Origin of the sequence: Christiangramia aquimixticola, from assembly GCF_048285835.1 — a bacterium.
GTDB classification, from domain to species: domain Bacteria; phylum Bacteroidota; class Bacteroidia; order Flavobacteriales; family Flavobacteriaceae; genus Christiangramia; species Christiangramia aquimixticola.
Genome location: NZ_JBLVTL010000254.1, coordinates 1 through 292, shown reverse-complemented (window position 1 = coordinate 292; position 292 = coordinate 1). Strand labels below are relative to the sequence as shown.

The window sequence follows — 292 nt, the reverse complement described above, 5'->3', positions numbered from 1 at the left end:
GGCTAGAGTTTTGTCGATTTTACCGACTTTATCTATTTCAGGTTCATTCTCGAAACCCTTCAGCATGTAGTTAGTATAGTTGTTGTTGCGTACCATTTTGGTAAACTTCAACAGACTATTGACATTCGGGCCAAGGTCCTGGTAATGAAGAAAGGCATCTTTCTCATACCCAACGTCAATGAACGCAGCATTGAGTCCATTGACGATCTTTCGGACCGTGCCCAAGTAAATGTCTCCTACTTTAAACTGATTGTCCATTCCTTCGGAAGGCAGTTCAACCAGCTGCTTTTCC

The 292-nt window shown here is 42.8% G+C and carries 1 pseudogene; it reads right to left on the bottom strand.

The features are described from left to right. A pseudogene (locus ACNKXV_RS14375) lies at positions 1-292 on the bottom strand (ribonuclease E/G); the annotation flags it as partial.